Below are 24,297 nucleotides of genomic sequence, written 5' to 3' on the forward strand. Positions count from 1 at the left end.
ACAGTAGTGCACGCGCGGCAGCCTATGGGTAACGACAGGAGCGGAAATGGTATGCTGAGATGGCTGTTCGTGAACCGGAGCATTCGGACCAAGATCGTATGGAGCAGCGCCGTCATTTCGCTGATTCCCATGCTGATCCTGTCATTTTTATTCTATCTGTCGAGCACCCGATCGCTGGAACGGACGCTCGTCAGAAGCGCCGATCAAAGCGCAGACTACATGTACGGCTCGCTCGACGAATATTTTCACAACTTCACGGCTTCCGCTCTGCAGCTATACGGCGGAAGCTTCAGCCGCGTCTTGAATCTGATGGCGCACGGCGCGGATTACAACGACGGAGAGATCCTGTACTTGCGGGAGACGCTCGCGAATTATTACTCGCTCGTCATCAACAAAAACAAAGACATCATCAAGATCATGGTGTACGGCGCGGACGACAAGCTGAAGGACGCCTGGTCCCGCGCCACCAGCTACGACGCCATTCGGCTGGACGCAGGCGAGCCGCACTATCCGGAGCTGCTCGATTTGCCTTTTCAGCATACGCTCATGTTCGCTTATCGGGATCCCGCCATCCAGGAGGAGCTGTTCGCCTACGCGATCGGCATTTACGATCCCTTTTACCGCAAGAAGTTCGGCACGCTCGTGTTCTTCCTTCGCCAGAAGGACCTGGCCAAGGAGATCGAGGCGGTGAACCGGGCGCCGAACGTCATCTCGCTGCAGAACGCGAACGGGGAAACGTTCTATCGATCGAGCGACGCCTACCCGAATTCGGAAACGAGATACCGAAGGCCGGACGCGCCGTCCGCGGAGCAGACGCGCTCCGTAAGATTCGCGACCCCGCCCAATCTGCTGGTCGGCAGTTCGACGCTCGACAACGCCAATATCGGCATGACGATCCTCTTCCCCGCTTCCGAGCTTCAGGAGAACAGGCGGAATACGCTTCGGCTGATCGTGGGCGCGATCCTGTTCGTCATGGTCGTCATCGTCGTTTGCTCGTACATGGTGCAAAGGTCGATCACGAAGCCGATCCAGCTGCTCGGCAGCGCCATGAAGTCCGTGCGGGGCGGCAATTTCCAGGTCACGCTGCGGCCCAGGAGCTACCGGGACGATCTCTCGGAGCTGATGCGCAACTTCAACTTCATGACGAACAAGCTGCGCGAGCTGGTCGAACTCGAGTACCAGACGCAGCTTCGGAACAAGGAGGCGCAGCTGCTGGCGCTCCAAATGCAGATCAACCCGCATTTCCTGTACAATACGCTGCAGACGATCGGAGGCAAAGCCGTCCTGATCGGGGAATACGAGATTCACGAAATGTGCCGCGCGCTCGCCGATATGTTCCGCTACAGCTTCTACGAGGGCAATACGGAGTCGACCATCGGGCAAGAGCTGGTGCACGTGAACAACTACCTTTACATACAAAAGCTGAGGTTCGAGGATTCGCTGGCGACGGAGATCGAGGTGGACGCGGGCTTCATGGACGTGACGATCATCCGGTTCGTGCTGCAGCCGATCGTGGAGAACGTCATCGTGCACGCGCTGGAAAAGAAAGAGGACGCGACGCTCGTCATCCGGGCGAGCGCCTTCCGGGACGGCGATATGGCGGTCATCGAGCTGAGCGACGACGGACCGGGCATACCGGCGGACAGGCTGGCGGCGATTCGGCAAGGACTGGAGCGGCGATCGCTGGAAGTATTCTCCGGCGTGTCGATCGGACTCAAAAACGTGCACGAACGTCTTCGTCTCGTTTACGGGGGAGGCCTGCGGTCTCGACATCGACAGCGCGCCCGGTCTCGGGACCGTCATCCGGATCCGCATTCCATACAAGAAATGAGGCGAGGTCGATGCTGAAGGTGATGGTGGTCGACGACGAGGCGCCGGGGCGCAAAGCGATCGTCAAGCTGATCGAACAGTCGGGGCTGCCGGTCGAGGTCGTCGCGGAGGCGAAAAACGGGGAAGAGGCGCTGGACCTGATTCGGGCGAACAAGCCGCATATCGTCGTCACCGACATGTCCATGCCGGTTATGAACGGGCAGCAGTTTCTGGCGCGTCTTCATCGCGAATACGAGGAGATCAAAGCGATCGTCATCAGCGGCTACTCGCAGTTCGAGTACTTGAAGGCGGCGCTCAAATATCAGGCTTGCGAATACGTGCTCAAGCCGGTCGCCGTAAGCGAGCTTCGCGAGGCGATGAACAAGGCGATTCGGGCCGTGGACGAGTTCTCGGACCGCCAGCTGGGGAGGAAGTCGTCGCTCGACATGGCGAGGCTCAAGACCGAGGTGTTCCTGCAGCACGTGGCGGAGCGGCGCATCGCGAACGGCGCGGACATTCGGAGGCAAGTCCGCGAGCTGGGGCTTCCCGCCGAGAGCGCCGGCTATCGCGCGGCCGTATGCCGGATTCGGCAATTTCAAGGCATCTCGGCTTCCCGGTTCAGGGGCAATGCGGACCTGTACATGTTCGGTCTGGAAAATATCATGCGCGAGGTGCTGCGGGACGAAGGGACGTTGATGTTCAAGACGGACGACAGGTCTCGCCTGTGCCTCATCCTGCCCTGCTCCGCGTACCCGGACCTGCGCGCCGGAGAAGCGCTGGGCGCATTCCAGCAGGCGGTCGCCCATACGCTGGGCGGCGACGTCGCGGTCGGACTCAGCGCCGCGTTCGCCTCCCTGGAGGAACTGCCCGACGCCTATCAAGCGGCCCTGCTCGCTTTACATCGCTGCGCGTTCGCCTATGCGGGCTTGACGATCAGTTCTCCTGACGGGGAACCCGCACCTGCCGTCGCCGAGCTGCTGTCCTCGTTCGATATGCGGCGCTTGTCCCATGCCTTCGACGCAGGGAACGCCCGCGACGTGCGCCTGACGCTGGACGAATTCGTCCGCAAAATCTCGAGCCGCCCGGCGACGACGATCGGGGACGTTCAGCGAGAGCTGGCACGGCTGGCCGAGGCCGCCAAGTCGGCGATGCCGGGACTGCCCGCGAAGTTCGCGCCGCTGTTCGAAGCCGCTGCGATCGGCGGCGTCATGGAGGCGGGCGGGCTGCAGGCCTATCTGGACGAGCTTGTCCGCGCCGCGGAGGCTTTCGCCGAATTAAGCCGGGACGCGCCCGAATCCATGCGCATCGTTCAGGACATCGTCCGCTACCTGGATGCGCATTACTTCGAGGATGTCAGCCTGATCGACGTCGCGACCCGCTACCATATCGATCCGAGCTATTTGAGCAAGCTGTTCAAGTCGGCGACGCAGGAGAACTTCATCGAATACGTAACGCGCAAAAGGATGGAGAAGGCCTGCGAGCTGCTCGCCTCGCCGGAGCGGAAGATCAACGAGATCGCCGAGCTGGTCGGCTACGAGAACCAGCGCTACTTCAGCCAGGTGTTCAAGAAGCACACCTCGCAGACGCCGTCCGAATACCGCGAATCGATTGGGCATGCATGATCGTGCATGCCTCTTCGCTTATGGCGCACGAGCCGCAGCGGGCAAAAAAGTGAACACGAGCCCGCCAAATTATTGGATTCCGGGACCGGCGGACGGTCTGTAACATGAGAGCAGGAACAGGCCGCAGCCCGGCCGCGTTCGAAAATGACGACAAGGGGATACAGAACATGAAAAAAGCGTTAAACGCAAGCATCGGCGCGGCGCTGCTCGCGCTCTCGCTGTCCGCGTGCGGCGGCGGCAACGACGAGAACGCGCAAGGCGCCTCCGATTCGGCTTCGTCGCCCGCCGGCACGGCGAGCGCTTCCGCAAGCGCTCAGGCGTCCGAGCCGGCCGCGGACGGCAAGCCGGCGACGATCACGTTCATGCATTTCAAAAGCGACTTCACGGACGGCGTCGCCAAGATCGTCGAGCAGTTCGAGAGCGAGAATCCGAACATCAAGGTCGACGTGCAGCCGGTCAAGTACGACGACTACTACACGCTGCTGAAGACGAAGATGGCCGGCGGCGACGTCGTGGATGTCTTCACGCTGAATGCGGGCGCGCAGACGAAGCTGTTCGCGGACGGCGGGTATCTCGAGGACTTGACCGGCAAGGACTTCCTGTCCGGCTTCGACAAGAGCGTCCTGGACTCGCAGTCGACCGACGGCAAAAACTATATTTTGCCGGTGAACGCGAACCCGATCGCAGTCTTCTACAACAAAAAAATATTCGGCGATCTCGGCATCGAGATCCCGCGGACGTACGACGCGCTGATCGCGGCCGCCAAAAAAGATCAAGGACGCCGGCAAGACGCCGTTCGCCCTTGGCTGGAAGGATCCCTGGACGCTCAGCATGTGGCTTACCCGCGATATGCCGAGCAACTCGGCGCTCGTGTTCGGCCAGCCGGACTTTTTCGAGAAGCTGGAGACGGGCGCGGTCAAATTTTCCGACAACCCGGCGACCAAGGTCATGATCGAGCATGCGCAGCAGCTGTTCGACCTCGGCAACAAGGACCAGCTCGGCGTCGATTACAACGGGGCGGTCGATCTGTTCGCCAAGGGCGACGTCGGCATGATGTACATGGGCACGTGGCCGCTCGCGGACATTCAGAAGAAAAATCCGGAGCTGTATAACAACATGGGCTACTTCCCATATCCGTTCAGCAACGACGAAAGCCTGAACAAGCTCGAGTTCAATCCCGACGCCTCGCTCGCCGTCAGCAGCAAGTCGGCGCACAAGGAAGCCGCCGAGAAGTTCCTCGCGTTTTTCGCGAGCAAGGAAGGCGGGGACCTCGTCGTACAGAACATCAACACGCTGAGCTACGTGAAAGGCACCGACACGAACATCGCGCCGGCCGTGAACGACCTGAAGCCGTACTTCGACGGCGGAGAGCTCTACAACTCCCAGATGTACCTGGCGAAGACGACGATCGACTGGGGAACGCCGTTCACCCAGGCGCTGCAGAAGCTGTTCTTCAAAAAAGTCCGACGTCGATCAAGTCGTCAAAGAGATGGACGATTGGATCGCCAAGAACCACAACTAAGCTGCGATAAATGGCGATGACGGCACGGGCGCTGCCCGTGCCGTTCGTCCGCCGATAGAAAGGACGGCGCGAAATGACGAACTTAAAGCGCCTCGCGCGCGGCGAGGCCTGGTATCTTCTTTTTCTTTTGCCCGCATTGTTCCTGTTCGCGACGGCCGTCGTCATTCCCCCTCGCGACGGGCGTGCGCTACTCCTTTTCCGATTGGGACGGCGTGGCGCCGAAGCTGCACTACATTGGCTGGGATAACTACGTGAAGGCCGTGCAGGACTCCGATCTGTGGAGCGCGCTGTGGCACACGTTCAAATACGCGATCGCGCTGACGATCGTGGTCAACGCGCTGTCGCTCGCGCTCGCGCTGCTGCTGGACGCGTATCTGCCGGGGCGCCACGCGTTTCGCACGATCTTTTTCCTGCCGAGCGTCATCTCCATCGTACTGTCCGGCTTCATCTGGGGCTACAACTACAGCCAAGGCTTTCCGAACCTGCTCGGTCATCTCGGTATCGACGTGACCAGCCCGCTCGGCAATCCCGACCAGGCTTTGTACGGACTGATCGCGGTCGCGGTGTGGCAGGGCGTCGGCTCGCCGATGATCATTTACATCGCCGGCCTGCAAGGCATACCGGGCGAGCTCGCCGAGAGCGCGAAGATCGACGGCGCGGGCGTGTGGAAGTCGTTCAGGCACATTACGTTCCCGCTGCTCGCGCCGTCGGTGACGATCAACATGCTGCTCGTGCTGACCGGCGCGCTGAAGGTGTTCGATCTGGTCTACGTCACGACCAAGGGCGGTCCCGCATTCTCCACCGAGGTCATGTCGACGTATATTTACCGGACCTCGTTCGATAACTACAAGGCCGGCTACGGGATGGCGCTGTCGATGATCTTCTTCGTCGTGCTGGTGCTCGTCACGATCGCGCAGATCGGCTTGTTCAGAAGACGGGAGGTCGATCTGTAATGAGAGCCGCCCGAATCTCGGCCTTCGCCGTCGTGGCGCTGCTGGCCGTTCTGTTCCTGTTCCCGCTGTACGTCGCGGCGCTGATGGCATTCAAATCCGCCAAGGAGACGTTCGATTCGTTCTACGCGCTGCCCGCCAGGCTCGACTTCGCCAACTTCGTTCACGCCTGGCAGACTTCGGACTACCCGAAGGCGGTCCTGAACAGCGCGATCGTCACCGCCCTTTCCGTGGCGCTGATCCTGATCGCGTCCTCGCTGGCCGGCTATGCGATCGCGAGGCGCAACAAGCCGTTCTACAACATCGTCTTCCTGCTGTTTCTGTCGGGCATGATGGTGCCCTTCCAGGTGACGATGCTGCCGCTTTACAAGCTCGGCAAGTCGCTGCATCTCATCAACAACCACTGGGGCATCGCGCTCGTGTACGGCGGCTTCGGCGTGCAGATGGGCGTCCTGTTTTTCGCCGGCTTCGTCCGCGGCATCTCCCGCGAGATCGAGGAGGCGGCGAGGATCGACGGCTGCACGACGCCAGGCATCTTTTTCCGGATCGTCCTGCCGCTGCTGAAGCCGGTGACGGCTACCGTCGCGGTGCTGAACGTGCTCTACATCTGGAACGACTTCCTGCTGCCGCTGCTCTACCTGCAGGACAAAAGCTTCCGGACGATTCCGCTGCAGCAGTATTACTTCTTCGGCCAATACAGCAGCGATCTGAACCTGGCGTTCGCTTACGCGGTCATGGGCATGATCCCGATCGTGGCGTTCTTCCTGTTCATGCAGCGATTCATCGTCAAGGGCATCGCCGCCGGCGCCATCAAAGGGTAAACGCAAAGGAGAAAATAACGATGCCGATTGCTTACTACGAAGTTCGACGACTGTTCGAGATCCGCACCGCGCGCTCGTCCTACCTGTTCGGCGTCAACGACGCCGGCACGCTCCAGCACCTGTATTGGGGAGAGCCGATCGACGCGCCGGATGCGGCCGAGCTGCTGAAAAGCCGGTCGCACAGCTCCTTCGACGCCGCGGTCGACCGCGAGACCGAGGAGTACGGGGGATGGGGCGGCGCGGGCTATGCCGAGCCGGGTCTCAAGGCGACGTTCGCGGACGGCGTCCGGGACGTGCGGCTCGTCTACTGCGGCTGCAAGATCGAACATGAGGGCCAAGACGGGGAAACGCTCGCCGTCCATCTGGAGGACGCGCACTACGCGCTGCGCGTCGAACTCCGCTACAGGCCGATTCATCGCCACGACCTGATCGAGCGCCGGGCGATCGTGCGCAACGGCGAGACGTCCCCCGTGCGCATCGAGCAGGTCATGGCCGCTCTTTGGTCGGTGGGCGGCCTGTCCGACTACCGGCTGACCCACGTGACGGGGCGCTGGGCCGGCGAATATCAATTGCGATCCGCCCCGTTGACCGAGGGCAAAAAGACGCTCGAATCGCGCAGAGGCTTCACGGGACCGCATGCCAATCCCTGGTTCGCGCTCGACGACGGCGGCGCGAGCGAGACCGGCGGCCGCGTATGGTTCGGCGCGCTCGCCTGGAGCGGCAACTGGAAGCTCGCATTCGAACGCACGACGTTCGGCGGCATCCGCGTGGCCGGCGGCGTGAACGACTTCGACGGCGCGTTCGCGCTCGGACCTGGCGAGTCGTACGAATCGCCCGTCTTCGTCGGCGGCTTCGCGGCCGGCGGCTTCGGCGACATGAGCCGCAAGCTTCACCGCTACCAGCGGGAGGAGATTCTGCCGGGAAGGGCGCCGCGCAAGGTGCTGTACAATTCGTGGGAGGCGACCGAATTCGCGGTGAACGTTCGCGATCAGCTGGCGCTTGCGGCGCGCGCCGCGCGACTTGGCGTGGAGCGCTTCGTCGTCGACGACGGCTGGTTCGGCGAGCGCAACAGCGACCGGGCGGGTCTGGGGGACTGGCGCGTCAACGCGGAGAAATTTCCGAACGGGCTCGGGGGAGTTGATCGACGCCGTCAAGGCGCAGGGCATGGAATTCGGCCTCTGGGTCGAGCCTGAGTCGGTCAATCCGGACAGCGACCTGTTCCGCAGCCATCCGGATTGGATCTATCGATTTCCTGCCAGAGCGGGCACGCAGCTGCGGAACCAATATTTGCTGAACCTGGGCAAGCCCGAGGTGAAGGCGTTCGTGCTGGCGTTCATGACCGAGCTCTTGTCCAGGCACGACATCTCGTTCATCAAGTGGGACATGAACCGCACCGTGACCGAGCCGGGCGGCGAACCGGGCGATTGGGCATGCGCGGGAGCGGGAGCTGGCGCCGGAAAATCGGTATGGATCCGCCACGTCGAGCATCTGTACGAGATCTGGGCGGAGCTCAGGGCGCGATTCCCGCACGTCGAATTCGAGACATGCGCCGGCGGGGGCGCCCGAATCGATCTCGGCATCCTCCGTTATGCCGACCAGGCATGGATCAGCGACAATACCGACGCAAGGGACCGCCTGAGCATTCAGGAGGGTTTCACTTACGCCTACAGCCCCTCTATTATGATGTGCTGGGTGACCGAGTCGCCTAGCGGCTTCAACGGCAGAAGGCTGCCGCTGTCCTACCGGTTCCACAGCGCCATGATGGGAGGGCTCGGCATCGGCGCGGACATCGGGCGCTGGTCCGACGAGGAGATGGAGACGGCCGCCCGGTACGTCGGCTTATACAAGGAGATCCGGCATCTGATCGCCGAAGGCGACCTGCACAGGCTCGAATCGCTGCGCGATTCGAACGTCGCCGCCTGCCAGTATGTCGATGCCGACGGCGAAGAGGCGGTCGTGTTCGCCTTCCTGCAGGCGCAGCGCTTCGGCGGAGCCGAGCGCCGTCTGCGCCTTCGCGGACTCGTCCCGGATGCGTACTACGAGGTGCGAAGCGACGACGGATCGCCCGGCTTCGTCCGGCGCGGATCGACGCTGATGCATCTGGGCGTCCCGTTGACGCTTCGCGGCGACGATGTCAGCTGGCTGCTGCGCGTCAAGCGGACGAATGCGGCGGCCAAGTCCTGAGAGACGAAGCGGCGGCTGGGCGCGAGCCAGCTACAGGTGAGCCGCAATTAGCCCGATGGGCGGTTATTAGCTAAAGGCGAGAAGGCGAGTCACTATTTGCTTGGAAGAGCGGTTATTCCCCGCGGGGATTTCCGCTCTTCTTTTCGTCCCGCCCGCACTGCGCCATACCATAAAGTTGGACATGATTTGCACATTTTATTAAATTGTTCCGCCTTCCGGGACGGACCTATAATGGGGTCGCGGCGCACTTGTATGCGCTAACAACAGAAGGCTGGAGGGATATCATTGAATTTTCGCTGGAGTACGTCCATCGTCATGGCAGCCGTGCTGCTGGTCGGCGCGCTAGCGCCAGGAGCGCCCGCGGCGCGCGCGGCGGACAACGATGGGCCGGAGGTATCGATCGGGCAATCCGGCGATATCGTCACGGCAACGAACGGCATTCTGACGATCGAGTACGATCTGTCTACGGGCAGAGGCAGCTGGAGCGCGGGCGCGACCCGCGTCATGGACGGATTTTACTCGGATTACAGCGTCGCGGATACGGTCTACGACACGCCCGTCCGCATGTACTCGTACGCCGCGGCCGACGCCGCGGCGACTTGGTCCGACGTCGGCGAGGACGGCACCGATCCGTACGGGACCGGGAAGACGCTGACCCTTACGAGCACGTTCGATAACGGCGCCAGCATGGACCTTCGCCTGTCTCTGTACGAAGGCAAGCCCTTCGCGCTCGCCAGCATGACCGTGCGCAGCGAAGACCCGCAGACGATCGACGTCATGGAGCCGGTCGCGGCGGACAATCTGGACATCGGGGAAGGCACGGACAAACGCATCTATACCGCGCCCTATAACAACAACACCGACTTCGGCGTCGCGCCCGTCCATGACTTCGGGTTCAGCGAGAACGGCTACGATCGCCCCAAGGACCTTGCGACGACCTGGTCCCCGTTCAACGGGACGAGCTATTGGGTCGCCGCCATGTTCGACGATGGGAACAAGCACGGCTTCATCGGCGGAGCCGCCACCACGTTCAAGTGGAAAAGCATGCAGTCCCTCGGCCAGGCGGCTGCCGCCAACGGGCCGTTGACCGGCTTCTCCGTCTACAACGCGGGCGGCACGCAGAGCGGAACGACCGTCGCTTCGGACCTGTTTTTCCTCGGCTATTACGACGATTACCGCGACGGCCTGGAGCAGTTCGGCAGCACGTACGCGATCGGGGATCCGAAGCTGCCGTGGACCGACGGCGTCCCGATGGGCTACAACACTTATTATACGTTCTACGGCATGCCGACCGATGCGTCCATGCATGCGATGGTCGATTATTTCGCCGAGCATTTGAAGCCCCTGGGCTATACTTACATGAATCTGGACTGCTGCTTCAAGGGTCCGTCGGGCACCGGCACCAGCGCGGACTTCAAGGATTATGCGGACTACGTGCACGGCAAAGGGATGAAGGCCGGCGGCTACGAGGTGCCGTTCGCCATCTGGTGGGATCTGTCCGAGACCGTGCCGGCAGCGCCCGAATACACTTACGGCGACATCGCGCTGAAGGACGAGGACGGCGTACCGATCAAAACGTATCTGGACACGTACATCGTCGACGCGACCCACCCGGGCGGACAGGCGTTCATCCGGAACATGATGGCGTACTATTTCGTCAACACGGGCTTCGATTACGTCAAGCTGGATTTTCTCGACTTCGGCATGTTCGAGGGCAAGCATTACGATCCGAGCATGAACGGGATTCAGGCGTACCGCCTCGGCATGCAGGTCGCCCGCGACGCGCTGCTGTCCGCCGACCGTCCGATCTTCATCAACGAGTCCATCGCGCCGCTTCTTCCGTCGGGCTACGCGCACGGGCGAAGGTCGGGCATCGATACGACCATTCCGCTGCAGAACAACCTGTATTCGGGCATCGAGCGCCAGGCGCTGAACGCGGCCGCCTCCTGGTGGACCAACGGGACGCTCTACGAATACAACGATCCCGACATGGCGATCCCGGAGAACATCGCGAACGGCTTCGACAAATATACGCTGAACGAAAGCCGACTGAAGGCCACCATCGACTTCCTGGGGGGGGGGCGGGCATCTGATCCTGGGCGACAATATGCCCTTCGTATCGGAGGACCGGCTCGCTCCGTACCTGAATCCGGAGCTGATCGGCATCGCGGGCCAGGGCAAGGCGGCCAGGCCGGTATCGATGACGAACATTACGAACAAGCTGGAGCACTCGCCTCCCGTCATCTACTTGACGGACCGCGGCGGCGACAAGCTCGTCGGCATGTCGAACTGGAACCTGAACGGATCGGCCGAGCATACGGTGACGTTCGCGGACATCGGACTGAGCCCTGCGGAGTCTTATACCGTCACGGAGCTGTACAGCGGCACGAATCTGGGCACGCACACGGGCGGCTATACCCGGCTGCAGGAGGCGGGCGAATCCGTCATTCTGCGCATCTCGCCCGCAGGCTCCGCGCTGCCGACGCCGCCGGAAAACCTGGCGCTCGGCAAGCCGGCCGCCGCTTCTTCCGAATACGACTCGTATTGGTATGCGGCATGGAACGCGAGGGACGGGGACGAGTCGACCCGCTGGAGCGCGGCGAACGGTCAGGTGAACGACCAGTGGCTGGAGATCGACCTTGAGGCCGAGACGGAGGTCAACCGCGTCGTCGTGAAGGAGGATGGCGGGGGGGGATCAATATTTTCCGAACGTTACTTACGCCCTGCAGTACTGGACTGGTTCCGCCTATGCGGACCTCGCGAAGGGCTACACGCTGGGGGGACAAGCGGATCTTCGACTTCCCGACGGTCACGACCTCTAAGATTCGGCTTTATATGAACAAAAACAGGTTTCTCCCCTCGATCAAGGAGCTTGAAATTTATAACGTCACGGGCAATGCCGGCTCCGTCATCGACCAGGACGACAGCGCCGTTCCGTATGCGAAATATTCGGACATTCGCGGGACGACGCAGCGGATGCAGACGTTCGCGGTGACCTCTTCCACGCTGCCGAGATTGGACCTGTATGTGTACGAGAGCTACGTGAACGCCGTTCCCGAGGATAATTACTACGTCGATATCGTGGAGGTTGGGGCCGACGGCAAACCCGCGAAGACGCTGTTCACGGCGTCGCTGGCCTCCAACAACATCCCGGGCGATCCGACGCCGTATGCGATCTATCCGAGACTGAAGGATCTCGATCCGGCGAAAACGTACGGCATCGTGCTCCGGTCGCCCGGCACGGCCGACAACGGCTCGACCGACAACAAGTACGGCTTCGCCTATGCCGACGGCAATCCGTATGCCGGCGGCTACGAGGCCGTATCTTCCGACGGGGGGCCAGACCTGGACGAGGGAAAATAACGGCGGGCGCGACCTGATCTTCACGATCTACAAATCGCCTGCGGATTCGACCGATCCGGGGGGAGCCGGGCGATCCAGGCGACCCAGGGAACCCGGGAGATCCCGGCGATCCTGGAGATCCTGGAGATCCCGGCGATCCCGGCGATCCAGGCGACCACGGCGACCCTGGCGATCCGACGCCATCGCCGGAACCGACCGCGACGCCGGAGCCGTCTTCTCCGCCGCCGCCGCCTTCGACGTCGTTGCCGCCGCCGCCAACGCCGGCGACGGAGCTTGTCGTCAAGGAGGCGGATCTCGCTGCGCCGGCGGGGCAGGCCGTTACGGTTCGGCTCCCCGAAGCCGTGAACGCCGCGCTGCTGCCGATCTCCGCGGCGGATCTCGTGGGGGACCGCGCCCTTGTCGTGTCCGGCGGGAAGATGGCCGTCACCTTTAATAAGGCGAGTCTGGAAAGCTTGAAAGCACTGATTCCCGCCGACCAAAGAGAAGGCGCCAAGATCCGCTTCGCGGCGATCAAAGTGTCCGCGCCGGATACTGCGAACCGCGTTCAGGCGGCTGCCGGCAGCGGTTCGCTCGCGCTGGCCGTCGGCAGCGAAGTCTACGACTTCGGCCTGTCCGTCGTCAAGCGGGACGGGACCGAGATCCCGGCAACGGCCTTCGACGAGCCGTTGACCTTGACGCTCGAGGCCGATCCGAACGCGGACCGGAGCCTGCTGGGCATCTACCATATCGCGTCGGACGGCAAGATCGATTATGCGGGCGGCGCTTGGGAGAACGGGAAGCTCATCGCCCGTATCTCTCATTTCAGCACGTATGCCGCATTGTCGTACGAGAAGCGCTTCGCGGACGTCGGGCCCGAACACTGGGCAAGCGAAGCGATCCGGCGCCTGGCGGCCAGGCACGTCGTCGAAGGCATCGGCGAATCGGCGTTCGCGCCGGGCGGACTCGTGACGAGAGCGGAGTTCGCGGCCATGCTTGCCAGGGGACTTGGCCTGAGCCCCCGAGCCGAGGGCGATTCCAGGTTTAAGGACGTCGACGCCTCGAAGTGGTATGCCGACGCCGTCCGCGCCGCGAGCGAAGCGGGCATCGCGACGGGACGGATCGACGGCCGCTTTGCGCCCGCGGAGCGGATCACGCGGGAGGAAATGGCCGTCATGATCGTCCGCGCATACGAATGGAAGAAGGGCGTCAAGCTGCCGGCCGAAGGGGATGCCGCATTCGAGGACCGCGCTGCGATCAGTTCCTGGGCGAAGGCGGCCGTACGCGCCGCGGAGCAGCGCGGATTGATCGATGGCCGCGGCCAAGGCCGGTTCGAGCCGCAGGGCCGGATGACCCGGGCCGAGGGCGCGAAGCTGATCGCGGGCTTGCTGGACGCCTGACCGGAAGCTTTGCGGACTGCATGCTAGCGATACCGGGCTGCGGCATTTCAGGGTTCCGGCCTTGCCGCGGCTTCTCCCGTCATGGTACAGTAGGTCAAAAGAGCGCTCCGGCCATTGCCGGAGCGCTTTGTCGCAGGCGGGGCGTACTGCGCAGGGCGGCCTGGGAAGCAGAAAGGGAGCGGATGACAGCGATGATCAAGGCGGTCGTGTTCGACTTTGACGGGACGATACTGGATACGGAAACCGTGACTTACGAGGCGATGAACGGAATCTTCAGGGAGCGGGGCCACGAGCTGCCGATGGACAAGTGGGCAGGCGCGATCGGCACGCTGCACGGCTTCGACGCGTGCGCGGAGCTGTCGGCCTTCACCGGCGAGACGATCGATCGCGCCTGGTTCGACGCCCGGTTCGGGGGAGCTGTACGCCGGGATGGTGCACCAGGTGCCGCTGCTGCCGGGCATTCTGGACGCGCTGGAGGAGGCGAAGCGGCTGGGGCTCGCGGTCGGTCTCGCCACGAGCTCCTACCGCGCATGGATCGAACCGCATTTGGAACGGCTCGACCTGCGGAGACATTTCGACGCGATCCACACGGCGGACGACGTGGAAAAGGTAAAGCCGGACCCGGCGCTGTACCGGCTGGCCGTCGGATCGCTTGGCGTGGAGCCGGGCGAGGCGGTCGCCATCGAGGATTCGCTGAACGGGCTGAGAGCCGCCAAGGCGGCCGGGCTATATGGCATCGCCGTACCGAACGCGATGACGGCCGGGCTCGACTTTTCCGAAGCGGATCTGGTCGTGCCGACGCTGGACGGGCAAAAGCTCGAAATGCTCGTGGCGCGCTGGAACGACTAACCGTTTAACCGCGGGCAGCCGGCTGCTATTGATTGTACGTACAAGTGCGCCGCTGTGCTATAATAGCTGCTATACGTTTTGCGCGAGGTGAACGGTTTGAATCCGCAATACCCGAAGTATCAGCGGTTAAAGGAAGAGATCGCCTCCTGGATCGCGGCGGGCAAGTACCGTCCCGGGGACAAGCTGCCATCCGAGAACGAGCTGGCCGAGCAGTTCGGCTTAAGCCGCCAGACGGTCAGGCAGTCGATCGGCGAGCTGGTCAGCGAAGGCTGGCTGTCCCGCGAGCAGGGCAAGGGCACGTTCGTGGCCAAGCTTCAGGGAGATCGCAGAGGGCCGGGCGCCAGCCGGATGGTCGGCTTGATCACGACGCATATCTCGGATTATATTTTCCCCTCCATCGTGCGGGGCGTCGAGGCCGCGCTGAAGGAGAAGGGCTACCGGCTGCTGCTGTCCAGCACCGAAGGCAGCAAGGAGAAGGAACGGGAGAGCTTGGAGACGATGCTGTCGCAGGGCGTGTGCGGACTCATCGTCGAGCCGACGAAGAGCGCGGAGGGCAACCCGAATTACGAGACGTTCATGGCGCTGGAGTACCACGGCATTCCGATGCTGATGATCAACGAGCAGTATCCGGATCTGGACTGGCCCTGCGTGAAGGTGGACGACGAAGCGGGCGGCGTCCTGGCGGCGGAGCATCTGCTCGCGGCCGGACACCGCGCGATCGTCGGGCTTTTCAAGACGGACGATCTGCAGGGCGTGCACCGGATGAAGGGTTTCGTTCAGGCGCATCGGGAGCGCCGTCTGTCGGTTCCGCCTGACCTGCTCGTGCGCTACCGCACGGAAAACCGCGACGACAGGCCGCAGGAGGCGCTGCGCGAGCTGCTCGCGCGGCCGGAGCCGCCGACGGCGATCGTCTGCTACAACGACCAGCTCGCCGTGTCGCTGCTGGACGTCATCCGCGAGGCGGGGCTCCGGGTCCCCGAGGACCTGTCGATCGTCAGCTTCGACGACTCGTTCCTGGCGACCGCGACCGAGGTGAAGCTGACGACGGTCTCCCACCCGAAGGCGGAACTGGGCGAGCGCGCCGCGCAGTCGCTGGTGACGATGCTGGACAAAGCCGCGGGCGGCCGCGGCGTCGGCCACATCTACAAGCCGCAGCTGATCGTGCGCGAATCCGCGGCCGGGCCTGCGATCCGTTAACGCGAATCGGCTGCGGCCTTTTCAACCTTCGTTCTTTTTTCAGCCCCCGATCGTTGCATTGCATGCTGGGCGGACCGTTCCGCGCTTTTCTAAAATGAAAAGAGCACGGGAAAGGGAGGCGCGCAGGTGAACAAGACGGGGACGCTGACGGACCGGGGCTGGACGGTTTCGGAGATGAGACTGTCGCCCTTTACGAACGATAACGGCGTTTATCAGGACGGGACGCTGGCCATGTGCCGGGATGCGAAAGACGCGCTTTGGGCATTGGTCGGTCACAACAATTTAGGAGAAATCACGTTGTGGCGGGGCACATGCGCGGACGATCTGACGAAGATTTGCGCAATCGCTTACAACTTCGATATGGGTGCCGCCGGCCAAGCTTTCCACGGCATTCCTTATCCGGACGGACCGCGATCCCGCGGGTTGATCTGGCCCTACGGGCTGTGGATCGATCCCGAGGACGGCCGATTTTACGCCTTCGTCCATAACGAGACGGCGTGGGGAGCGGGAGATTCGTCTTACAACGCTTACGGCGAAGGCGAGGGAGAGCCGGATTTCCGTCATATCGGGCTGATGGCTTCCGATGACGAGGGGCGGACGTGGGATTTTCTCGAATGGATCATCACTTCGGAACAGCCGTGCTGGACGGATGCTTACCGGCCCGACGGCATGGAAGGCGGCCAGCCCGGGGAGCGGTTTTCGCTGGGCGCGGGAGACTTTTGCTTTTATCCGAATACGCGCGACGGTTACTTTTATATTTTTTATTCGCAGATTACGGTAGAGCGCGCGACGTATCGCCACGAGGATCACATTTACGCGGCAAGGGCGCCGATCTCCGGCAAAGGCAGGCAGGGCACCTGGCGCAAGCTGTACGACGGCGCTTTCTCGGAGCCGGGCAACGGGGGGAAGGAGTCCGCGGTCATTGCGCAGGGCAACGTTCCGTTCATTTCCTTTAACAGCCATCTGGGCGGCTACATGATGACGAGCTATCGCCGCGAAAATTGGGTTCGAGGACTGGGCGCTTGCCAGGTATCGTTCAGCCCGGATCTTCTCTTCTGGAGCGAGCCTGTAACGCTGGATATTTCCAGGGAGGATCTCTCACGGCCCTATTTTACCGTCTGCAATACGGATACGATCGGCCGGATCCAGGACACGGGACGGTCGTTCCGCCTGCTCGCGGAGAACAACGGCATGGATGTCTATCAATGCCAGGTGACGCTTCCATAGCATAAAAAATCAAGCCGGCTCGGTCCTTCGCGACCGGGCGGCTTTTTTTAAACGACCAGGATTGGGAGTTGATACAGGATGACGTTTAAGCTGCTTATCGTCGACGACTTCTTCGTCGAGCGGGAGACGGTGAAGGAATTGATCTCGGCGTCGGACCTCGAGCTTGAGGTTGCCGGGGAAGCCTGCGACGGACGGGAGGCGCTTGCCTTCATTGAACGGGAAGCGCCGGACTTCGTGCTGACGGACATCGAGATGCCGTTCATGAACGGCATCGAGTTCGCCGAGGCGCTGCGCCGCCGCCATCCAGAGGTCGATCTTATTTTTTTCACCTATTACGAGAAGTTCGAATACGCCAAAAAAAGCGATCGATTTGAATGCGTTTTCATTTATATTGAAGCCGATTGTCGACGAGGAACTGGTAAGCGCCTTGCAGCGCATCATCGACGACAAGAAGCGCCGCCTTTGCGAGATCGACGAGCGCGTCCGGCTGGAGCAAGCCTTGCAGGCCAGCATGCCTTTGCTGGAGGAACGCTTTGTGCGCAGCTGGTTCGCGGGGCTGGGCGGCGACGAAGAGAAGATCGAGGCGCAGCTGCGCTTTTTTCCTTGTCCGTGCCGGCCGGTCCGTATGCGGTGCTGGCGGTAGAACTGGACGATCCGGGCGCCCGCCTCGACGAAGCGCCGGTGGCGGAGCGGGAGCTGCTGCTGCTGCGCGTATCGGACATCGTGACAAGGGCGCTGGCGGATCGTCCGGACTGCCTGATCTGCAAGGCGGAGGACTTGCGCTGGGGCGTCTGTCTGTTCGGCAGCCAGGAGGAAGCGGATGCCGCCGCTGCGTCGGATCGGGCGTTCGCCGCGGCGGAGCGGATCTGGCAGGAGGCCTCGGATGCGGGATTCAGCCTGACGATCGGCATCGGAAGCCCGATAAGCGGACTTGATCGGCTGGCGGAGGGCTACCGGCAGGCCGCGCAGGCGCTGTCGCACAAGTTCCGGCTTGGGCATGGACAGCTGATCAGCGCGGACGAGGTAGAGCCTGGCGGCGAGGCGGCCGAGCGCGGCGGCCGCCTGTCCCAGGGGATGTTGGACGAGGTGAACCGGGCCCTGCTAAGCGGAGAGGCGGAGCGGTTCGCCGACAGATTGCTCGCCGATGGCGGCCTGCGCGGCGCGCATGCCGTTCGCGGGCAATGTCTCGGCATCGTCTCCTGCGTCCAACTGCTGCTTAGCGAACGCAATCTGGACTTGGCGCACAGCGGCGCAGCGCCCGAGCTCCAGTGGGAGCGGCTGCTGAAGCTGGAGACGATCGCGGATATCCGGCAATGGCTGATCGCCTTCCTGGATGCGTCTGCCCGCTGGATGGAGGCGCAGTGCGAGCACAAGTCCGGCGCCGTCGTGCGGGAAGCCAAGCGGCTGATGGAAGCGCGCTACGACGAGCCGCTGACGGTCAAAGCGATATCCGACAGCCTTCATTACAGCCCGAACTATTTGAACTTCGTATTCAAGCAGGAGACGGGACAGACGATCCTGGAACACTTGACGCATGTGCGCATCAAGGCGGCACAGAAGCTGCTCCGGGAGACGGCCGCCAAAATGTACGAGATCTCCCGCATGGTCGGCTACGGGCAGGAAACGTATTTTCGCAGCGTGTTCAAACAGATCACCGGGCTGACCCCCAAGGAATACCGGGAAAAGACGCGGGGGCCTGGAAGCCTATGAAGGCGTGGTTTCGAGATTTGACGCTGAAGCGCAAGCTTGTCCTGACCTTTACGCTGCTGATCGCGGTCGTCGTGCTGCTCGGCGGATGGATGAACTACCGCATCGCGAAGAGCCGGATCGAACGGGCGGAGACGATGCTGCTCCTGCAAAACTTGAAGCAAACGGCAGCCCTTGTCGATTACAATCTCGATTCGTATCAGCGAAAGACGGAGATCATTTTTGCCAATTCCAGCTTTCAGGAGACGCTGGCGTCCAGGTACGACGATTTCTCGTCGCTGTACGACGCCTATCGCAACCGGATCTACAGCGTGCTTGAGCCCGTGCTGCTGGACATGACCTATTCGTCGACGAAGATCTTCACCGAGGGCAACGAGCTGATCAACGTCATTATTTATTCCGACAATCCGTCGCTGCCGAGGGAGACGGGCATCATCCGCGATCTGACCGCCGTCGACCGCGAACCCTGGGTTCAAGCGCTTCGCGCCGAATCGAGCCAGATGATATGGCGGGGACTGTACGAGGAGAACGGTGAGCGCTATATATCGGTCAGCCATACGCTGAAGTCGTTCCGGACGCTCGAGGAGCTTGGCATTCTGACCATCATGATCCCCGAGGTCAAGCTGAAAAAGCTGCTGGAGGAAAACAACGAAAATTCGGAGGCGGCGCTGCTGCTGTTCGATGCGGACGGCAACAGCATCAGCGGCAGCCGCCCGGAGCTGCCCGCAGCGGAGATTGAAGCGGTTCTGCATCGCATGCGGGAGACGGGCAGCGAGGTAGGACGAATCCGGCTGCCGGACGGCGACTATTTGGTCGCCGCTACGGCATCCCGCATCACGGGCTGGCAGTTCACCTCTGTCGTGCCCTATCATGTCGTGACCGGCTCGCTGCGGGGCATCGCGCTTGCGACGGCGACGATCCTGATCGTCAGCGTGCTGCTCTGTCTGGGCGCGACGGTGTTCATTTCCCATCTGACGACGCGCAGGCTGATCAAGATTACGAACAAGATGAATCGCGTGAAGGAGCACGGACTGGAGCCGCTCTCCGTCATCGCGGGCAAGGATGAGATCGGCCAGCTCGACGGCGCCTTTAACCGGCTGATCACCTCGCTGAACGGCATGACGGAGGAACGGGTCAGGCTGGAGCGGCAGAAGACGACGCTTCAGATCGACCTGCTGCAGCTGCAGATCAATCCGCACTTGCTCTACAACACGCTGGCGACGATTCAATGGCGGGCGAAGCAGGCCGGGACGGCGGATATTCAGCGCGTGACGGAAAGCCTGATTCGCTTTTTCAAGCGTTTTTTGAACAAAGGCGGCGGCGAGACGACGTTCGGCCAGGAGCTGGAGATGATCCGGGAATATACGCAAATTTTGCAGTTCACCTATAACATGTCGTTCGCGGTCGAGATCGACGTCGTGCCGGAGCTGTTGGACGTCCCCGCGCTTCATTTGCTGCTGCAGCCGATCGTCGAGAACGCCGTCGTGCACGGCATCCGGCCGTCGAAGCGGCAGGGGCTGCTGCGAATCGAAGGGTACCGCGCGGTGGACGGCAAAGTCGTATTTGTCGTCTCCGACAACGGAATCGGCATCGATGCGGATATCGCGGCGAAGATCAACCGCAACGAGTCGCTTGGCCGGCTGAAGCCGGGTTACGGATTGTCCAACGTGAAAAAGCGGATCGCGCTCGTCTATGGCGAAGGCTACGGCGTAAGCGTGCAAAGCGGAGAGAGCGGGACGTCCGTGATCGTCACGCTGCCTGCCGCCGGCGGGGGCGAAGACAGCTAGACGCTTGTCGTTCATCTGCACCTCCCAATCGGTGTTTTGTGTTCTGTATTCGCTTTCATGGTCGGGCTACAATGACATCACAGACACAGAACGACATACCGACGGAGGGAGACAACTGTGAAATCAATCGGTTTGACGCTGTGGAGGCAGCGTGTCCTGTTTATGTTTTTGCTGCCGGGCGCGGCAGCCGTGCTCGTCTTTTCGTACGCGCCCATGGCGGGTCTTGTGATGGCGTTCCAGGATTACCGGGTATCGGACGGATTTCTGCGCGGCGAATTCGTCGGCCTGGATCAATTCAGGGCGTTCCTGACGGACCCCGACTTCTATGCGGCGCTGCGCAACACGCTGGCGATCAGCGGCCTTACCTTGCTGATCGGATTTCCCGCGCCGGTCGCGCTGGCGCTGATGATCGATGCCGTCGCCTCGTCCAGGTTCCGCAAGGTCGTGCAGTCCGTGACGTACCTGCCACATTTCATCACCTGGGTATTCATCGCCAGTCTTGTCTACCGGCTGCTCGACACCGAAAGCGGCATCGTCAATCTGGCGCTGGTCAAGCTGGGCTTCGCGCCCGTCAGCTTCATGCAGTCGCCGGGGTACTTCTGGTTCATCCTCGTGCTGGCGTCCGTGTGGAAGAGCATCGGCTGGAATTCGATCATCTATCTGGCGGCGATCTCCGGCATCGATCCGGAGCTTCACAATGCGGGCATGGTGGACGGGGCGAGCCGGTTCCAGCGCATGATCTACATCACGCTGCCGTCGATCGTGCCGACGATCGCGCTCATGTTCGTCTTGTCGCTCGGCTCGCTCGTATCCGTGAACTTCGAAGCGGTGTTCAACCTCATGAACGGCTTCGTGCAGGAAAAGGCGGACGTCATCGACACGTTCGTGTACCGCAACGGCGTCCAGATGATCAAGTTTTCCTACGCGACCGCGATCGGGCTGGCCCAATCAGTCATCGCCTCGATCCTCGTATTCGCGGGCTTCAAGTTCAGCAACAAAATGAACGGCACCAAGCTGCTGTAAGGAGGAGAAGACGTTGAACATCCGAGCGACCGGCGGGGAACGGCTCTTCTCCATCCTGAACGTTTCCCTGCTCGTTTTGCTGTCCGCCATCATGGTTTATCCGTTTCTGTACGTGCTCTTCTATTCGGTCAGCGACGGCGTCGCCGCCGGAGCGACGACGATTACGTTCGCGCCCGTCAAGCCTACGCTGGACAACTACAAAGCGGTGCTCGGCAATGCCGGCATCATGAATGCATTCTTTATTTCCGCGGCCCGCACGGTTCTCGGCACGGTGCTGCATGTGCTCGTCGTCTGCATGGTCGCTTACGCCATCACCAAAAACCAGCTGCTTTGGCGCAAGCCCATCATCGTGTTTTTTATGATTCCGATGTTCGTCAGCGGCGGCCTGCTCCCCTTCTACGTCATCATCGTGAAGCTGGGGCTGTCCAACCATTTCCTCGTGTACATCTTGCCGATGCTGTTCAGCGCCTTCAACATGCTGCTCGCCAAAGTGTTCTTCGACCAGATCCCGCCTTCGCTCGAGGAGTCGGCGCGCATCGACGGGGCAGGCGACGCGGTCGTCTTCTTCCGGATCGTGCTGCCGTCGAGCCTGCCGCTGCTGGCCACGCTATCGATATTCGCCGGGGTCGCCCAGTGGAACGCCTGGTTCGACGCGCTGCTGTTCGTGACGAAGCAGGACCTGCTGCCGATCCAGACGCTGCTGTACAAGATCATTCTGGAATCGCAGGCGACGACGGTCGAGCAGATCATGCGAATGTCGCAGAGCAAGACGCAGGTCACTTCCGAGGCGATCAAGATGACGACGCTTATGGTATCCACGCTTCCGATTCTATGCATCTACCCGTTCATGCAGCGCTACTTCGTCAAAGGCATGATGATCGGGGCGGTCAAAGGCTAACGCGTTATTAGCGCACGACAGGCCGTGCGTTAATATAGATCAGATCAATCACTGGAGGGTCACACACATGGCAGAAAAAAAAGCATTACCGCTTGCGCTCGCGGCTGCGCTGGCCTTATCCGCATTGGCGGGCTGCTCCGACGGCGGCGGCAACGATGCGGGCAACGCCTCGGGCAGTTCGTCCGCATCGGGAGCCGCATCCGCCCAAGCTTCCGCTGAAGCGCCCTTTTCCTACACATTCCTTGACACGGTGCACCCGACGGCGCTGTTCGGGTACAACAATCCGAACGATGTCGTCACGCCGGTCGTCGAGCAAAAATTCAACGTCAAAGTGTCGGACATCGTATTCTCGGCAGGTCAAAGTCCGGTCGAGCGGGTGAACATGCTGGTCGCCGCCAACAATCTGCCCGACGTCGTCCTCGTGGACAACCCGAATCTGTCGCTGCTGTACTCGACCGGCGCATTCGCCGATTTGAGCGAATATCAAAGTCTCATGGTCAATACCGACAAGTATGTATCGGATACGGGCTGGAATTCGCTCAAGGTCGCCGGCAAGCTGGTCGCCCTGCCGACCAGCGCCATGCCGGATGCGGGCAACCCCGAAGTCGCCGCAGCCATGCAAGCCGATATTTTCCACCGCGATCCGGTGAACTGGGCCTTCATGCTTCGCGAAGACATCCTGAAGAAGCTCGGCTACAAGTTCAAGACGGTCAAGGACATTCAAGCCGAGCTCGATCAAAATCCGCGGCAGCTGACCGACGCCGATCTGCAGCTCGATCCGCCGATCGAGACGCCGGAGGATTTCGAGAAGCTGCTCTACGACATTCAGAAGCTGGATCTCAAGGTAGACGGCAAGCCGGTCATCCCGCTGTCGATTCCCGATTGGGGCGCCTACCACATCAGCTCCCTTTATGCGCCTACGGGCGGCTATTACGCCAATCCGGATACGGGAGAGGTCGCCGGGTTCATCGGCAATCCGAACATGAAAACCTATTACGCGAAGCTCCGTCAGTGGTTCAAGGACGGCGTGCTGGACAAGGATTACCTGCTGCAGAAGCCGGAGCAGCTTCAGCAGAAGATCGCCTCCGGGCGCGTCGCCGCCATGTTCAGCGTGCCGGATACGAACGGCGCCCGCACGAGCCTGAAGCAGCTCGATCCCGAAGCGGAGCTTCGCCCGATCCCGTGGCCCAAATCGCAGTACGAGATCGACACGGGCCATGCCTCCTACGTGGACCCTTCCTACCCGGCCGGTTTTTACAACATCATGATCAACAAAAACGTGAAGGACATCCCGCGTCTGCTGAAATACTTCGACTGGTTCCAAACCGAGGAAGCGATGGATCTGTCCGTCTGGGGGCCGGAGAGCGCCGGCTTGTACGAATTAAAGGACGGCGTCAAGGTGTTCAAGGACCAGGCGCTGTACGAAGCGATTCGCGACGGCAAAAAAGACCGCGGACGGCAAAAACGCGGAGTACTACGGCATTTTCGATAAAAACAATACCGTGTCCACTTATACGAGCAAGGCGTTCCTGACGGCGCCGGCGCCGTTCTACAACAACAAGACGTTCGAGCACAGCTATCCGGCCAAGTTCGACGCATGGAACGACATGTGGGCGTTCGTCTCCACCGTCAAGCTGAGCAAGGACGGCACCGTGCTGTCGCCGAGCGGCGAGAAGTCGAACGCGCTGTCCAATTATTACTGGAATACGTTCCGCACGTCGGATACGGCGAAGCTGCTGTCCGCGAAGAGCGAAGCGGAGTTCGACAAGAAGTGGGAAGAGCTCAAGAAGACCTTTGAGGAGAAGGGCGGCTACGAGGCGGCGATCGCGGAGATGAAGCCGTTGTTCGAGCGGGCGCTGGGCAAATCCTAGTCGCAAGCGGAGGCAGAGCCGCGCATTAACCAAAATGGATTGAGCTTTGAGCTGGATCGGGGGGAAGCGTTCGTCTTCGGCATGGACGCCG

General features: G+C 61.7%; 19 protein-coding genes and 3 pseudogenes. All 22 read left to right on the top strand.

Annotated elements, in window-relative coordinates; translation table 11 throughout:
• Positions 1 to 51: 51 nt before the first annotated feature.
• The gene (locus OMP40_RS37230) at positions 52 to 1,848 is read left to right on the top strand and encodes a sensor histidine kinase (RefSeq protein WP_277539126.1); all 1,797 of its coding nucleotides are present in this window, start codon (positions 52 to 54) and stop codon (positions 1,846 to 1,848) included.
• Positions 1,842 to 3,431 carry a response regulator gene (locus tag OMP40_RS37235; RefSeq protein WP_277539129.1) on the top strand — a complete coding sequence of 530 codons (1,590 nt, stop codon included), beginning with the start codon at positions 1,842 to 1,844 and terminating at the stop codon, positions 3,429 to 3,431. Before OMP40_RS37230 ends, OMP40_RS37235 begins: the two co-directional genes overlap by 7 nt.
• 362 nt (positions 3,432 to 3,793) lie before the next feature.
• Positions 3,794 to 4,186: pseudogene (locus OMP40_RS37240) on the top strand (ABC transporter substrate-binding protein); the annotation flags it as partial.
• Between the two features lie 16 nt (positions 4,187 to 4,202).
• Positions 4,203 to 4,973: an ABC transporter substrate-binding protein gene (locus tag OMP40_RS37245; RefSeq protein WP_277539737.1), complete on the top strand. Its 771-nt coding sequence runs from the start codon at positions 4,203 to 4,205 to the stop codon at positions 4,971 to 4,973.
• Positions 4,974 to 5,135: 162 nt separating this feature from the next.
• Positions 5,136 to 5,906 (top strand): carbohydrate ABC transporter permease, encoded by a 771-nt coding sequence (locus OMP40_RS37250; protein ID WP_277539131.1) that lies wholly within the window; start codon positions 5,136 to 5,138, stop codon positions 5,904 to 5,906.
• Positions 5,906 to 6,724, top strand: coding sequence for a carbohydrate ABC transporter permease (locus OMP40_RS37255; protein WP_277539133.1), 819 nt, complete (start codon positions 5,906 to 5,908; stop codon positions 6,722 to 6,724). The genes OMP40_RS37250 and OMP40_RS37255 overlap by 1 nt, the downstream gene beginning before the upstream one ends.
• Before the next feature lie 20 nt (positions 6,725 to 6,744).
• Positions 6,745 to 7,917: a glycoside hydrolase family 36 N-terminal domain-containing protein gene (locus OMP40_RS40945; protein WP_338131383.1), complete on the top strand. Its 1,173-nt coding sequence runs from the start codon at positions 6,745 to 6,747 to the stop codon at positions 7,915 to 7,917.
• Positions 7,862 to 8,908: an alpha-galactosidase gene (locus OMP40_RS40950; protein WP_338131384.1), complete on the top strand. Its 1,047-nt coding sequence runs from the start codon at positions 7,862 to 7,864 to the stop codon at positions 8,906 to 8,908. The genes OMP40_RS40945 and OMP40_RS40950 overlap by 56 nt, the downstream gene beginning before the upstream one ends.
• Before the next feature lie 2,281 nt (positions 8,909 to 11,189).
• A pseudogene (locus OMP40_RS42880) lies at positions 11,190 to 11,543 on the top strand (discoidin domain-containing protein); the annotation flags it as partial.
• 46 nt (positions 11,544 to 11,589) lie between these two features.
• Complete coding sequence (locus tag OMP40_RS37270; protein ID WP_277539138.1) at positions 11,590 to 11,730, top strand: hypothetical protein; 141 nt, start codon at positions 11,590 to 11,592, stop codon at positions 11,728 to 11,730.
• Between the two features lie 13 nt (positions 11,731 to 11,743).
• The gene (locus OMP40_RS37275; RefSeq protein WP_277539139.1) at positions 11,744 to 12,271 is read left to right on the top strand and encodes a hypothetical protein; all 528 of its coding nucleotides are present in this window, start codon (positions 11,744 to 11,746) and stop codon (positions 12,269 to 12,271) included.
• Positions 12,272 to 12,513: 242 nt separating this feature from the next.
• Positions 12,514 to 13,647 (top strand): S-layer homology domain-containing protein, encoded by a 1,134-nt coding sequence (locus tag OMP40_RS37280; protein WP_277539142.1) that lies wholly within the window; start codon positions 12,514 to 12,516, stop codon positions 13,645 to 13,647.
• Between the two features lie 191 nt (positions 13,648 to 13,838).
• A pseudogene (locus tag OMP40_RS40955) lies at positions 13,839 to 13,934 on the top strand (HAD hydrolase-like protein); the annotation flags it as partial.
• Positions 13,935 to 14,076: 142 nt separating this feature from the next.
• Positions 14,077 to 14,496 carry an HAD-IA family hydrolase gene (locus OMP40_RS37285; RefSeq protein WP_277539144.1) on the top strand — a complete coding sequence of 140 codons (420 nt, stop codon included), beginning with the start codon at positions 14,077 to 14,079 and terminating at the stop codon, positions 14,494 to 14,496.
• Positions 14,497 to 14,592: 96 nt separating this feature from the next.
• Entirely contained in the window at positions 14,593 to 15,693 is a 1,101-nt protein-coding gene (locus tag OMP40_RS37290) for a GntR family transcriptional regulator (protein ID WP_277539146.1), read from the top strand.
• Positions 15,694 to 15,819: 126 nt separating this feature from the next.
• On the top strand, positions 15,820 to 16,920 hold the full coding sequence (locus OMP40_RS37295; protein WP_277539149.1) for a hypothetical protein: 1,101 nt from the start codon (positions 15,820 to 15,822) through the stop codon (positions 16,918 to 16,920).
• A 78-nt stretch (positions 16,921 to 16,998) separates the two neighbouring features.
• Positions 16,999 to 18,630 (top strand): helix-turn-helix domain-containing protein, encoded by a 1,632-nt coding sequence (locus OMP40_RS37300; protein WP_277539151.1) that lies wholly within the window; start codon positions 16,999 to 17,001, stop codon positions 18,628 to 18,630.
• Positions 18,627 to 20,414 (top strand): sensor histidine kinase, encoded by a 1,788-nt coding sequence (locus OMP40_RS37305; protein ID WP_277539153.1) that lies wholly within the window; start codon positions 18,627 to 18,629, stop codon positions 20,412 to 20,414. Before OMP40_RS37300 ends, OMP40_RS37305 begins: the two co-directional genes overlap by 4 nt.
• Positions 20,415 to 20,531: 117 nt before the next feature.
• The gene (locus tag OMP40_RS37310; RefSeq protein WP_277539155.1) at positions 20,532 to 21,437 is read left to right on the top strand and encodes an ABC transporter permease; all 906 of its coding nucleotides are present in this window, start codon (positions 20,532 to 20,534) and stop codon (positions 21,435 to 21,437) included.
• A gap of 13 nt (positions 21,438 to 21,450) precedes the next feature.
• Positions 21,451 to 22,335: a carbohydrate ABC transporter permease gene (locus tag OMP40_RS37315; protein WP_277539157.1), complete on the top strand. Its 885-nt coding sequence runs from the start codon at positions 21,451 to 21,453 to the stop codon at positions 22,333 to 22,335.
• Positions 22,336 to 22,402: 67 nt separating this feature from the next.
• On the top strand, positions 22,403 to 23,827 hold the full coding sequence (locus tag OMP40_RS37320) for an extracellular solute-binding protein (RefSeq protein ID WP_277539159.1): 1,425 nt from the start codon (positions 22,403 to 22,405) through the stop codon (positions 23,825 to 23,827).
• Between the two features lie 10 nt (positions 23,828 to 23,837).
• Positions 23,838 to 24,206 (top strand): hypothetical protein, encoded by a 369-nt coding sequence (locus OMP40_RS37325; protein WP_277539161.1) that lies wholly within the window; start codon positions 23,838 to 23,840, stop codon positions 24,204 to 24,206.
• Positions 24,207 to 24,297: the final 91 nt, after the last annotated feature.

Source organism: Cohnella rhizosphaerae, from assembly GCF_029525575.1.
GTDB lineage: Bacteria > Bacillota > Bacilli > Paenibacillales > Paenibacillaceae > Cohnella > Cohnella rhizosphaerae.

Excerpts from the sequence above, each read along its gene's own strand:
- OMP40_RS37230 (WP_277539126.1), top strand. The coding sequence starts at position 52 with ATGCTGAGATGGCTGTTCGTGAACCGGAGCATTCGGACCAAGATCGTA.
- OMP40_RS37235 (WP_277539129.1), top strand. The coding sequence starts at position 1,842 with ATGCTGAAGGTGATGGTGGTCGACGACGAGGCGCCGGGGCGCAAAGCG.
- OMP40_RS37255 (WP_277539133.1), top strand. The coding sequence starts at position 5,906 with ATGAGAGCCGCCCGAATCTCGGCCTTCGCCGTCGTGGCGCTGCTGGCC.
- OMP40_RS40945 (WP_338131383.1), top strand. The coding sequence starts at position 6,745 with ATGCCGATTGCTTACTACGAAGTTCGACGACTGTTCGAGATCCGCACC.
- OMP40_RS37270 (WP_277539138.1), top strand. The coding sequence starts at position 11,590 with ATGGCGGGGGGGGATCAATATTTTCCGAACGTTACTTACGCCCTGCAG.
- OMP40_RS37275 (WP_277539139.1), top strand. The coding sequence starts at position 11,744 with ATGAACAAAAACAGGTTTCTCCCCTCGATCAAGGAGCTTGAAATTTAT.
- OMP40_RS37285 (WP_277539144.1), top strand. The coding sequence starts at position 14,077 with ATGGTGCACCAGGTGCCGCTGCTGCCGGGCATTCTGGACGCGCTGGAG.
- OMP40_RS37300 (WP_277539151.1), top strand. The coding sequence starts at position 16,999 with ATGACGTTTAAGCTGCTTATCGTCGACGACTTCTTCGTCGAGCGGGAG.
- OMP40_RS37305 (WP_277539153.1), top strand. The coding sequence starts at position 18,627 with ATGAAGGCGTGGTTTCGAGATTTGACGCTGAAGCGCAAGCTTGTCCTG.
- OMP40_RS37320 (WP_277539159.1), top strand. The coding sequence starts at position 22,403 with ATGGCAGAAAAAAAAGCATTACCGCTTGCGCTCGCGGCTGCGCTGGCC.